This window comes from Pseudomonas sp. PA-4-8C, from assembly GCF_021606625.1.
Taxonomy (GTDB): Bacteria; Pseudomonadota; Gammaproteobacteria; order Pseudomonadales; family Pseudomonadaceae; genus Aquipseudomonas; species Aquipseudomonas lactis.
In genome coordinates this window covers 1-9,582 of record NZ_WKCD01000219.1, presented here as the reverse complement: position 1 = coordinate 9,582, position 9,582 = coordinate 1, and the positions used below count along the sequence as shown (strand labels likewise).

14 protein-coding genes, 1 tRNA gene and 1 pseudogene are annotated in these 9,582 nt (G+C 56.0%); 5 read left to right on the top strand and 11 right to left on the bottom strand.

Annotated elements, in window-relative coordinates:
* Nucleotides 1–95: 95 nt before the first annotated feature.
* Nucleotides 96–1,439 (top strand): hypothetical protein, encoded by a 1,344-nt coding sequence (locus tag GIW04_RS23300; RefSeq protein ID WP_120248903.1) that lies wholly within the window; start codon nt 96–98, stop codon nt 1,437–1,439.
* A gap of 56 nt (nt 1,440–1,495) precedes the next feature.
* On the opposite strand, the gene aqpZ is transcribed toward GIW04_RS23300, so the two are convergent.
* Complete coding sequence (gene aqpZ / locus GIW04_RS23295) at nt 1,496–2,191, bottom strand: aquaporin Z (protein WP_329607637.1); 696 nt, start codon at nt 2,189–2,191, stop codon at nt 1,496–1,498.
* Nucleotides 2,192–2,393: 202 nt separating this feature from the next.
* Here aqpZ and GIW04_RS23290 point away from each other — a divergent pair, with 202 nt between their 5' ends.
* Nucleotides 2,394–2,756, top strand: a complete 363-nt coding sequence (locus tag GIW04_RS23290; protein WP_120248905.1) for a hypothetical protein — start codon at nt 2,394–2,396, stop codon at nt 2,754–2,756.
* A 13-nt stretch (nt 2,757–2,769) separates the two neighbouring features.
* Here GIW04_RS23290 and GIW04_RS23285 read toward each other — a convergent pair whose 3' ends face one another.
* On the bottom strand, nt 2,770–2,970 hold the full coding sequence (locus tag GIW04_RS23285) for a hypothetical protein (RefSeq protein ID WP_120248906.1): 201 nt from the start codon (nt 2,968–2,970) through the stop codon (nt 2,770–2,772).
* 178 nt (nt 2,971–3,148) lie between these two features.
* On the opposite strand from GIW04_RS23285, the gene GIW04_RS23280 reads away from it, so the two are divergent.
* Together GIW04_RS23280 and GIW04_RS23275 are read left to right on the top strand one after the other, a co-directional pair.
* Nucleotides 3,149–3,436: a type II toxin-antitoxin system Phd/YefM family antitoxin gene (locus GIW04_RS23280; protein ID WP_120248907.1), complete on the top strand. Its 288-nt coding sequence runs from the start codon at nt 3,149–3,151 to the stop codon at nt 3,434–3,436.
* Nucleotides 3,426–3,713: a type II toxin-antitoxin system RelE family toxin gene (locus tag GIW04_RS23275; protein WP_120248908.1), complete on the top strand. Its 288-nt coding sequence runs from the start codon at nt 3,426–3,428 to the stop codon at nt 3,711–3,713. Before GIW04_RS23280 ends, GIW04_RS23275 begins: the two co-directional genes overlap by 11 nt.
* A gap of 39 nt (nt 3,714–3,752) precedes the next feature.
* On the opposite strand, the gene GIW04_RS23270 is transcribed toward GIW04_RS23275, so the two are convergent.
* Nucleotides 3,753–3,995: a hypothetical protein gene (locus GIW04_RS23270; protein ID WP_236479227.1), complete on the bottom strand. Its 243-nt coding sequence runs from the start codon at nt 3,993–3,995 to the stop codon at nt 3,753–3,755.
* Between GIW04_RS23270 and GIW04_RS23265 the strand changes: the two are divergent.
* Nucleotides 3,939–4,100, top strand: a pseudogene (locus tag GIW04_RS23265) (tyrosine-type recombinase/integrase); the annotation flags it as partial. The gene GIW04_RS23270 and the pseudogene GIW04_RS23265 overlap by 57 nt on opposite strands.
* A gap of 69 nt (nt 4,101–4,169) precedes the next feature.
* On the opposite strand, the gene GIW04_RS23260 reads toward GIW04_RS23265, so the two are convergent.
* The 8 genes from GIW04_RS23260 to infC form a co-directional block, all read right to left on the bottom strand.
* Nucleotides 4,170–4,246, bottom strand: a tRNA-Pro gene (locus tag GIW04_RS23260).
* 90 nt (nt 4,247–4,336) lie between these two features.
* A complete protein-coding gene (locus GIW04_RS23255; protein WP_003174972.1) occupies nt 4,337–4,693 on the bottom strand; it encodes a MerR family transcriptional regulator in 357 nt (118 codons plus the stop codon).
* On the bottom strand, nt 4,674–4,976 hold the full coding sequence (gene ihfA / locus GIW04_RS23250) for an integration host factor subunit alpha (protein WP_002553164.1): 303 nt from the start codon (nt 4,974–4,976) through the stop codon (nt 4,674–4,676). The genes GIW04_RS23255 and ihfA overlap by 20 nt, the downstream gene beginning before the upstream one ends.
* A gap of 3 nt (nt 4,977–4,979) precedes the next feature.
* Nucleotides 4,980–7,358 carry a phenylalanine--tRNA ligase subunit beta gene (pheT, locus tag GIW04_RS23245; RefSeq protein ID WP_098950859.1) on the bottom strand — a complete coding sequence of 793 codons (2,379 nt, stop codon included), beginning with the start codon at nt 7,356–7,358 and terminating at the stop codon, nt 4,980–4,982.
* Nucleotides 7,359–7,384: 26 nt separating this feature from the next.
* A complete protein-coding gene (pheS, locus tag GIW04_RS23240) occupies nt 7,385–8,401 on the bottom strand; it encodes a phenylalanine--tRNA ligase subunit alpha (RefSeq protein ID WP_034135967.1) in 1,017 nt (338 codons plus the stop codon).
* A 109-nt stretch (nt 8,402–8,510) separates the two neighbouring features.
* Complete coding sequence (rplT, locus tag GIW04_RS23235; RefSeq protein WP_003192488.1) at nt 8,511–8,867, bottom strand: 50S ribosomal protein L20; 357 nt, start codon at nt 8,865–8,867, stop codon at nt 8,511–8,513.
* A gap of 29 nt (nt 8,868–8,896) precedes the next feature.
* Nucleotides 8,897–9,091, bottom strand: a complete 195-nt coding sequence (gene rpmI / locus GIW04_RS23230; RefSeq protein ID WP_002553160.1) for a 50S ribosomal protein L35 — start codon at nt 9,089–9,091, stop codon at nt 8,897–8,899.
* A 59-nt stretch (nt 9,092–9,150) separates the two neighbouring features.
* Nucleotides 9,151–9,582: translation initiation factor IF-3 (gene infC, locus GIW04_RS23225; protein ID WP_236479226.1), on the bottom strand; the 432-nt coding region annotated here is incomplete at its 5' end.

Sequence of the window (9,582 nt, the reverse complement as noted above, 5' to 3'; positions counted from 1 at the left end):
ACCACGCAGACCTCTTTATTGAACGACTCTTTGACACCCCCCCTACAAGCCCGGTTGTGGGCACACATACCACTGAACGGGCATAGGTCACAGTGATGCTCATACATGACATGCTCTTGGAGGAAAGTGATGACGGCGCCGTGGGGATTTTTACTCAGCCTGACGGCAGTTACCAACTGAAAGTACCATTCGGCATGAGTGGTATGGCGCCCGCTCAAGCACTGGCTGTGCTCTACAAAAGCTTCGCGGTCTTTCGTCGCACGCGCCGCTCTTTCAAGCGACTGGGTCAATTGGATGGATTGGAGGAGCACTCAGAGCCAGGACTTCAAGAAGGTGATGGTGGTATCTCATTTTGTGACGCCATGGGCCTGGATGAGCTCTTCGACCGTGCTGACCCGCTTGGATTGCTGTCTCTACGCAAAAGGATTGCACAACAACCTTGGGACGTGACCCGGCATCTTGAGCGACACCTGCACCTGGCGGTGTTTGATAACAATGGCGCGCCTTATCTTGAGCGGACGCCAGGATCACGACGTGAAGCCTGCTATGGCATGTCCGATATTGTCGGTTTGTACTGCTTCATCGCCGACGACTTTTATCGAGCGTTTCTGGGAATAGACCCGGCCTGCAGATGGGGCAGTTTCAGCGCGGATGCTCAAGCAATAGCAGCCCACTTCAGGCATCGACACCTGGCCGCCAATGACTCTCTCTTTGGCATAGACCGGCAACAATGCTTACGTACACGGCAGCACCTGCAATATTTATTGCGCGAAATCAACCGCCAAGAATCGCTACGCGGTAGCAACTATCGATTGTTACACGAGGTGCTGGAGCGCTATTTATACGGTGGACACACCCATGGGCAGCGCCAAGGGCAGATCTGGGGCATCAAGAATTTCTGGGCCGTCTGGGAGTCGGTCTGCCTGCACCATGCCGCAACCGGCCAAGGCGAACCAGGCATGATGGGCTTCATGACCTGTGATTTCGATCATTTACCATCGACCTTATCAACGCCCATGTTAAGGAAACACTGGCTGGCCACGCGTGCGCAGATATTCCATCGCAATGGTATCGAACGCCGCCCTGACCTTGTACTGAATACTCAAACCCAAGTGAAAGTCATCGACTTCAAATACTACCGTCACCCGCCCACAGAACGTTGCGCAGCCAGCAAAAACCAAGACGTGGGGCTCACTAAACTTGAGCAGGACTTCAACAACATAGAGGTATACGGCCTGCTGACGCACAATCACTTGTTACGTGACGCTGAACAGCGCCACAAGGAGATTGCGCTGGAGTTCTGGCTACCGGGGCGTGAGGCAGAACACACCCCGGTTGTCCACGCGCCTGAGTGGGCACCGTCACTTGCGATTGTCAGGTTGTGCACGCCGTGGGTCATGCACCGCTACAGCCAACAATACAACGACGGAGGGCTCTAGGCATGGATTTAAAAACTACCGTCGACTGCAAAAAGGACAGCCTTCACTCTTACCGCCTAGGACTTTGTCGCGAATACCAAACGATGCACAAGGCCACCAAACGCACCACCTGCCAAAGGCATCACCCAGAACACCCATAACTGGGAGACCGCCCAACCGCCCTGGAAAATCGCCACGCCAGTGCTGCGCGCCGGGTTAACGGATGTATTGCTCACTGGAATACTGATCAAGTGAATCAAGACCAGGGCGAGGCCAATGGCAAGCGGCGCAAATCCGGCCGGTGCTTTTTTATCGGTAACACCCAGGATGATCAGCAGGAAAAACGCAGTCAGTACAAACTCGGTGACCACCACTGACAGAAACGAGAAACCACCCGGAGAGTGCTCACCGTAACCATTGGTGGCAAACCCCGCCGACACATCAAACCCGGCCTTGCCGCTGGCGATCAGGTACAACACCCCGCCAGCTGCGATCGCACCTAGTACCTGAGTGACGATGTAGGGCAGCACATCCTTGCCATCAATACGCCTTGCGGCGAGCAAACCCAGAGTGACCGCCGGATTGAAATGACCGCCGGAAATATGGCCGACGGCGTAGGCCATGGTTAATACCGTCAAGCCAAATGCCAATGCCACGCCGACAAAGCCGATGCCCAGCTCAGGGAAGGCGGCAGCCAGAACGGCACTGCCGCAACCACCCAGTACCAGCCAGAATGTGCCGAAGAACTCGGCGGCTAGACGTTTTGTCATCAGGGAACTCCTTAAGCTCAAAGAGCTGGAGCCTAACAAGCAAGCCCTGACGCGGAATGTAGGAAACTTCCCAGGCGCACTTATCGCAGTTTGGGCTGAGACCGCTCAGCAACAGGCCGTCGAACTTACACATCTCCACGATGGCGGTATAGGCAGTGTCTACCGCATCTGTAGAGAGTCGAGATTGAGGGCATAGCTGCCCTGCATGAAAAGGCTAACGCTGAAAAGCCTTGAGCCAGATGCAGAAAGCCCGGCGCATGACCGGGCTTCAAGGTTTCAGGGACGCGCTGACCACTTAATCGGCAGCGCAGCCTGGGAATTTGGGTTGGACTTCGACTACTCCAAGCTCTTCAACGTACCCAGCTTCATCCTGACCCGCCTGACAAGCACTGGTTTTGCTCATTTCGTACTGACGAAGCGTAATATTTCCCTTGCGGTGCTCACTCATATCCTCCACACCTTGCACCAGCTCGGCAAACAGGCTGCGTTTCAATTCCACCTCATTTTTCAGCGTTGCGTCAACGGATGCGCAAAACGAAAAAACCCAGCAGACAAGCCGGGCGTTTAATGGTTACTCAAAACTAGGCGTCAGACGTTTTATTTCTGACAGAGTCACCAGCGGAGAGTGAGCCTTTGATTTTTGCCGCGCGTGCAACCACCTCACGCTGGGAAGCGCTTGCCTTGTGAAGCACCTCCCGGAAAACCTCACGCTTGGTTTCATAGGAGGCGTTACTGAAGAAATCCGCCAATAGGCTGGATTCTTCGGTATTAGCTTTACGCATGATGATCTGCCTCAGTCAGTAGCTCAATGAGCTGCTGGTAATCATATGCCAGTTTGCACCGGCCTCGATAGTTCAGCGATCAAGCTCTGTAAATGCGAGCATGCTCTGAACTTTAGGGGAACACTTGCCACCCCATAACAAAAAGACCAGAATTAAGACCTATATAGGAGTCTTATCTATGCAAAATATTCTGGCTGACGTGGCGGTGAGCGTTTCCGAACTCAAGAAAAACCCATCATCCGTCTTGAGCGGCGCCAATGGCCTGCCCGTGGCGGTACTGAACCACAACCGCGTTATGGGCTACATGGTTCCGGCAAATGTCTACGAAGCGATGGTAGAGCGCTTGGACGAGCTGGAACTGATTCACTTGGTCAAGGCTCGGCTCGACGCCAACGAAACACCCGTTCGAGTATCTCTCGACGATCTGATTGGCGAGGCGGAGGCAGATATAGCCAATGGGCGCTGATTACGACGTTGAATGGGATCCGAAGGCGCTCAAGGAACTGCGAAAACTCGACGGTACGATACGTCTCCAGTTTCTGAAAAAGCTCCAGGAGCGACAGGCCGGACCGCGAGTGCCAAGTGACGCGCTTCACGATATGAAAGATTGTTACAAGATCAAATTGCGCGGCGCCGGCTATCGGCTTGTATACCGCGTTGAGGATGAGCGGATTGTCATCTTGGTTCTGGCCGTCGGAAAACGCGAACGCAGCTCAGTCTACGAGCAGGCAGGGAAACGGTAGACAAATGCGAGGAGGGCCGCTCGCTAGCGGGCTTTGTCTTCAAGCCAGGTTGCGCTGGAAACTTATTGGTAACCGATCTATCGCCTTTCGGTGCTCAAGGATCTTAATGACGGTGTACTCGGCCTTGAACTGCTCACCGGCCAAGGATTGAACCCTACGCAGTTTCACCTTCAAAATTTTGCCTTTTTTAGCTAGTAAAGAAGGTGTGAATGAGAGCGGCGGACAACCGAGGAGAACCGCAAGGCTTTTTTGGGCCACAAGAACGGCAGCATCACCAGCCACTATTCTACGCCGGAGCTGCAGCATCTGATTGAGGCTGCGAACAAAGTGTCAGCAACTGACTATCGCGGGCCAGCGCTGACCCTCTTGAGGAGGAAGTCGGGATGATTCCCCGCAAAAGTCCCTACGCATGAAAAAGCCGAACTGGTTAGAGCTCGGCTAAGTCATTGAATAATATGGTCGGGACGGAGTGATTCGAACACTCGACCCCTAGCACCCCATGCTAGTGCGCTACCGGACTGCGCTACGCCCCGACTAGGCGTGTTACTGGGTTCGCTTCTTAACGAAGCGAACCGGAATATACCGCAAGCTTTTGAAATGTGGAAGTATTTTTAAAGCTTGAATCATTTTTTCAGCACCACCAGTACATCTTCCAATTCGGAGATCATCTGGCGGATCAGTTGCTTGTATTGGGTGGTGTCGTCTTTGGCTTCATCACCGGACATACGCTGGCGTGCGCCGCTGATGGTGAACCCCTGGTCGTACAGCAACGCGCGGATCTGTCGGATCATCAGCACGTCCTGGCGCTGATAATACCGACGGTTCCCGGTGCGTTTGACGGGGTTGAGTTGAGGAAACTCCTGCTCCCAATAGCGCAGCACGTGCGGTTTTACCGCACACAGCTCGCTGACTTCACCAATGGTGAAGTAGCGTTTGCCTGGGATGACGGGTAGCTCGTCGTTATGACTTGGTTCCAGCATAAGCCTCAACTCGGGCCTTCAACTTCTGCCCTGGACGAAAGGTGACCACACGGCGAGCCGTGATCGGGATTTCTTCTCCCGTTTTTGGATTGCGGCCAGGCCGCTGGCGTTTGTCTCGCAGGTCAAAATTGCCGAAACCGGACAATTTGACCTGTTCGTTGTCTTCCAGAGCGTGTCTGATCTCTTCAAAAAACAGCTCAACCAATTCCTTGGCCTCGCGCTTGTTCAGACCCAACTCTTCGTACAGACGTTCCGCCATCTCAGCTTTCGTCAAAGCCCCCATACGTCACTTCCTTAACGTGGCGTTCAACCTTTGTTCGAGCGAGGTGAGGATATTTTGCGTCGTGGTATTCACCTCATCGTCATTAAGAGTGCGCGATGGATGCTGCCAGGTCAAGCCAACTGCAAGGCTTTTTCTATGCGGATCAATGCCTTTACCCTGATAGACGTCAAATAGCCTGAGGTCTGTCAGCCATTCCCCTGCATTTTCACGGATTACATCCAGAACTGCAGTGGCAGCGACTTCACGGTCGGCAATCAGGGCCAGGTCGCGGCGCACTTCAGGGAAGCGCGACAACTCGCTGAATTTAGGCATCTTGCCCGACGCAACTTCAGCCAAGACTAGCTCAAACACGAAGACTGGACGGTCCAGACCCAAGGTTTTCGACAGTTCCGGGTGAATGGCGCCGACGAAGCCCACCAGGCGACCTTCACGCTCGATACGTGCAGTCTGGCCTGGGTGCAAGGCTGGGTGGCTGCCCGGTACAAACGTAAAGGCGTCCAGCGCACCGGCAAAGCCCAGCACCGCTTCCACGTCAGCCTTGACGTCGAAGAAGTCCACGACCTCACGGCCTTGCGCCCAGCCTTCCGGCAGGCGGCTGCCGCAGACAACACCCGCCAGCATTGGCTCTTGCTTCAAGCCATCGAGCTGGCCGACGAAACGCAAGCCGCTTTCGAACAGGCGCACGCGGTCTTGCTGGCGGTTCAGGTTGTGGGAAAGTGCCTTCACCAGGCCCGGCCACAACGAGGAACGCATGGCGGCCATGTCGTTGGAGATCGGGTTGGCCAGCAGCAACGGCTCTACGCCAGGGTTGAACAGTTCGAACTGTTTTGGATCAATGAAGCTATAGGTCACTGCTTCCTGGTAACCACGGGCAACCAGCAAACGACGCAGTTCGGGCAGGTGCGCACGCGCTTCGGCCTTGGGTTGCGGTGCCAGGCGTGCTTGCGGATAGCGAACCGGCAGGCGGTTGTAGCCGTACAGGCGCGCCAGCTCTTCGATCAGATCGACTTCCAGGCTGATGTCGAAGCGATGGCTAGGTACTGCAACCTGCCACTGCCCTTCCCCACCCGCAGAAATACCCAGGCCGAGCGCAGACAGCAGTTGCTCGATTTCAGCCGGCTCGATGACCAGGCCGAGCATTTGCTCAACGCTTTTGGCACGCAAGGTGATCGGCGCAATCGACGGCAGGTACTGTTCGCTGACGGTTTCGGTGATCGGGCCGGCTTCGCCACCGGTGATTTCCAGCAGCAGGCCGGTGGCGCGCTCCATGGCTTCACGGGCGAGTTTCCAGTCCACACCACGCTCGTAGCGGTGCGACGCATCGGTGTGCAGGCCGTAGGAACGGGCCTTGCCAGCGATCGCGATCTGGTCGAAGAACGCACTTTCAAGGAATACATCACGGGTGGTCGCGGATACACCGCTGTGCTCGCCACCCATCACGCCGGCAATCGCCAGGGCGCGTGCGTGGTCGGCGATCACGAGGGTATCGGCACGCAGGCTGACTTCCTGACCATCGAGCAGCACCAGCTTCTCACCCTCTTCGGCCATACGCACGCGGATGCCGCCGTTGATTTCGGCAAGATCGAACGCGTGCAACGGCTGGCCCAGTTCAAGCATCACGTAGTTGGTGATGTCGACGGCGGCGTCGATGCTGCGCACGTCGGCACGACGCAGGCGCTCGACCATCCACAGCGGGGTTGGCTTGGACAGGTCGACGTTACGGATCACACGCCCCAGGTAACGCGGGCAAGCGTTGGGCGCCAATACTTCAATCGAGCGCACTTCGTCGTGTACCGCCGGTACGGCAGCGACCACTGGACGAGTGACAGGTGCGTTGTACAGCGCGCCCACTTCACGGGCCAGGCCAGCCAGGGACAGACAGTCGCCGCGGTTGGGGGTCAGGTCGACCTCGATGCTGGCGTCTTCCAGCTCCAGGTAAACACGGATGTCCTGACCCACTGGCGCGTCGGCCGGCAGCTCCATCAAGCCATCATTGCCCTCACCCACTTGCAGCTCAGCCTGGGAGCACAGCATGCCGTTGGATTCAACGCCACGCAGCTTGGCCTTCTTGATCTTGAAGTCGCCCGGCAACTGGGCGCCGATCATGGCGAACGGGATCTTCAGGCCCGGGCGCACGTTAGGCGCTCCGCACACGACCTGAAAGGTTTCCGAGCCGTTGCTGACCTGGCACACACGCAATTTGTCGGCATCCGGGTGCTGCTCGGTGCTCAACACCTCGCCCACCACCACGCCGCTGAAAACTCCGGCGGCCGGGGTAACGCTATCGACCTCAAGGCCGGCCATCGACAGACGCGCAACCAGCGCGTCGCGATCTACCTGCGGGCTTACCCAGCCACGCAGCCATTGTTCACTGAATTTCATCCTGCTCTCCTAAAGATTCGTTACGACTAGCGAAATTGCGCGAGGAACCGCAAGTCGTTGTCGAAGAACAGACGCAAGTCGTTCACGCCGTAACGCAGCATGGCCAGACGCTCAACGCCCATGCCGAAGGCAAAGCCCGAGAACTCTTCCGGGTCGATCCCGGACATGCGCAGCACGTTGGGGTGAACCATGCCGCAGCCCATCACTTCCAGCCAGCCGGTCTGCTTGCACACACGGCAGCCTTTACCGCTGCACATCACGCATTCCATGTCGACTTCAGCCGATGGCTCGGTGAACGGGAAGAACGAGGGACGGAAACGCACCGCCAACTCTTTTTCGAAGAACACCCGCAGGAACTCTTCGATGGTGCCTTTGAGGTCGGCGAAATTGATATCGCGATCAACCAGCAGGCCTTCGACCTGGTGGAACATCGGCGAATGGGTGATATCCGAGTCGCTACGGTACACACGGCCTGGGCAGACAATGCGGATCGGCGGCTTGTTCGCTTCCATGGTGCGGACCTGTACCGGCGAGGTATGGGTGCGCAGCAGCATGTTGGCGTTGAAATAAAAGGTGTCGTGCATCGACCGGGCCGGGTGATGGCCTGGGATGTTGAGCGCCTCGAAGTTGTGGTAGTCGTCTTCGACCTCAGGGCCTTCGGCAATGCCGTAGCCGATGTGGGTGAAGAACTGTTCGATACGTTCCAGAGTCCGGGTGATCGGATGCAGACCGCCCGAGGCCTGGCCACGACCAGGCAAGGTCACGTCAATGGACTCGGCGGCGAGCTTGGCCGCAAGATCGGCCTCCTCGAGCGACGCCTTGCGCGCATTGAGAACCTCTGTGACACGCTCCTTGGCGACGTTGATCAGCGCACCGACTTGCGGACGCTCTTCAGCAGGCATATTTCCCAGGGTCTTCATCACCTGAGTCAATTCACCTTTCTTGCCAAGGTAGTGAACCCGGATTTGCTCCAGGGCATTTACATCTTCAGCGCTTTGCACAGCCTCAAGGGCTTGGGCGACGAGCGCGTCCAGGTTTTCCATGTACAGACTCCAGATACAAAATAGGGGAAGAGCTTGAAGGCTCTTCCCCTATTTATGACGTTTACCACCTTGGGCCACAGGAGTAGCCCAGGGTGACTGTCGGGGGTACTTAAGCCAAGGAGGCTTTAGCTTTCTCGACAATCGCAGCAAACACCGCTTTTTCGTTCACGGCCAGTTCAGCCAGAACCTTACGGTCGATTTCGATGGACGCTTTTTTCAGGCCAGCGATGAAACGGCTGTAGGACAGACCGTTAACACGTGCACCAGCGTTGATACGAGCGATCCACAGAGCGCGGAACTGACGTTTTTTCTGACGACGGTCGCGGTAGGCGTATTGGCCTGCCTTGATTACCGCTTGCTTGGCAACACGGAATACGCGTGAACGCGCGCCGTAGTAGCCTTTAGCAAGTTTCAGAATTTTTTTGTGACGCTTACGGGCCATGACGCCACGCTTTACACGAGCCATGAGTTACTTCCTCTATTCTTGAACCAAAATTAACGAAGGCGCAGCATGCGCTCGACTTTTGCCACGTCAGACGGATGCAGCAAGCTGCTACCGCGCAGTTGACGCTTACGCTTGGTCGACATTTTGGTCAGGATGTGGCTCTTGAAAGCGTGCTTGTGCTTGATGCCGTTAGCAGTTTTCAGAAACCGCTTAGCAGCACCACTTTTAGTTTTCATCTTTGGCATGTTCGGTACTCCGCATTCAGTTGATAAACATAATCAGAAGGCCTGCCGTGCCCTGTTGATTACTTCTTCTTTTTCGGGGCGATGACCATAATAAGCTGGCGTCCTTCCATCTTAGGATGCTGTTCGACCGAACCGTACTCGAGCAGGTCAGCTTCAACCCGCTTGAGGAGTTCCATCCCCAGCTCCTGGTGGGCCATCTCACGGCCGCGGAATCGCAAGGATACCTTGGCCCTGTCCCCATCACTCAGGAAACGTACCAGGTTGCGCAGTTTTACCTGGTAATCCCCTTCCTCCGTCCCTGGACGAAACTTGATTTCTTTTACTTGAATCTGCTTCTGGTTCTTCTTCGCTGCGGCAACCTGCTTCTTCTTTTCGAAGATCGATTTGCCGTAGTCCATCACCCGACAAACAGGTGGGATTGCATCGGCGGAGATTTCCACCAGGTCCAGCTTGGACTCTTCTGCAATACGAAGCGCTTCATCAATCGAGAC

What these genes read in the sequence shown, in the direction of transcription:
- GIW04_RS23290 (WP_120248905.1), top strand. Translation starts at nt 2,394, where the DNA reads ATGAAAAGGCTAACGCTGAAAAGCCTTGAGCCAGATGCAGAAAGCCCG.
- pheS (WP_034135967.1), bottom strand. Translation starts at nt 8,401, where the DNA reads ATGGAAAACCTGGACGCGCTCGTCGCCCAAGCCCTTGAGGCTGTGCAA.
- rpmI (WP_002553160.1), bottom strand. Translation starts at nt 9,091, where the DNA reads ATGCCAAAGATGAAAACTAAAAGTGGTGCTGCTAAGCGGTTTCTGAAA.
- rplT (WP_003192488.1), bottom strand. Translation starts at nt 8,867, where the DNA reads ATGGCTCGTGTAAAGCGTGGCGTCATGGCCCGTAAGCGTCACAAAAAA.
- GIW04_RS23300 (WP_120248903.1), top strand. Translation starts at nt 96, where the DNA reads ATGCTCATACATGACATGCTCTTGGAGGAAAGTGATGACGGCGCCGTG.
- pheT (WP_098950859.1), bottom strand. Translation starts at nt 7,358, where the DNA reads ATGAAATTCAGTGAACAATGGCTGCGTGGCTGGGTAAGCCCGCAGGTA.
- GIW04_RS23280 (WP_120248907.1), top strand. Translation starts at nt 3,149, where the DNA reads ATGCAAAATATTCTGGCTGACGTGGCGGTGAGCGTTTCCGAACTCAAG.
- GIW04_RS23255 (WP_003174972.1), bottom strand. Translation starts at nt 4,693, where the DNA reads ATGCTGGAACCAAGTCATAACGACGAGCTACCCGTCATCCCAGGCAAA.
- GIW04_RS23285 (WP_120248906.1), bottom strand. Translation starts at nt 2,970, where the DNA reads ATGCGTAAAGCTAATACCGAAGAATCCAGCCTATTGGCGGATTTCTTC.
- ihfA (WP_002553164.1), bottom strand. Translation starts at nt 4,976, where the DNA reads ATGGGGGCTTTGACGAAAGCTGAGATGGCGGAACGTCTGTACGAAGAG.
- GIW04_RS23275 (WP_120248908.1), top strand. Translation starts at nt 3,426, where the DNA reads ATGGGCGCTGATTACGACGTTGAATGGGATCCGAAGGCGCTCAAGGAA.